Source organism: Rhodococcus sp. IEGM 1408, assembly GCF_033142235.1.
GTDB lineage: Bacteria > Actinomycetota > Actinomycetes > Mycobacteriales > Mycobacteriaceae > Dietzia.
The window spans coordinates 1-533 of record NZ_JAWLRW010000051.1; the positions used below are offsets into that span (position 1 = coordinate 1).

Sequence of the window (533 nt, forward strand, 5' to 3'; positions counted from 1 at the left end):
GGTGTGCGCCGACGGCCCGGGCGTGCTTCTGGCGCGAGTAAGACGGGTCGTCGACGACATCAACCGAAATCAGTCGTAGTAGTAAAAAACGCGACTGGTCATGGTGTCAGCGTCGTCGTGGAACGCGCCGAAAGCTTCCTTAAGAAGCTCGTAGGCAGGTGCCAACTGTGTCTGCTCGATCTTCGTTACCGATGAGACAGTCCATCCGACGATCCCGTCGTGTCCCTCAATTGGCTTGCCGAACAGATCGACCAGGGCTTCGCGGCGGTACCCGTTCTCCACCAGATCGTCCTCGGTGTACCAATCGCTCCTGGGGTCATGAACGTATTCGTCCTGGGCCCTCTGTAGTTCGGTCACGAGCCAGTCGTCGCCAGTCGGTGGTGTCGTGGGTTCGGGCACTGCAGATTCCTTTCGGGTCGCGTCGCGAGTACCACTCCTTGTCCCAGTAGGTTATTCGATGCATGTCCACCTACCTCAATGGATGCTGCATTCACGTCGAATGCGGCAGTTGTCCGTTTGTCGTAAGCTCGCCC

Annotated in this window: 1 protein-coding gene; it reads right to left on the bottom strand. The window is 58.3% G+C overall.

The genetic code is table 11. The features are described 5' to 3' along the window. Positions 1 to 69: 69 nt before the first annotated feature. A complete protein-coding gene (locus R4P08_RS18445; protein ID WP_269595475.1) occupies positions 70 to 399 on the bottom strand; it encodes a hypothetical protein in 330 nt (109 codons plus the stop codon). Positions 400 to 533 lie beyond the last annotated feature (134 nt).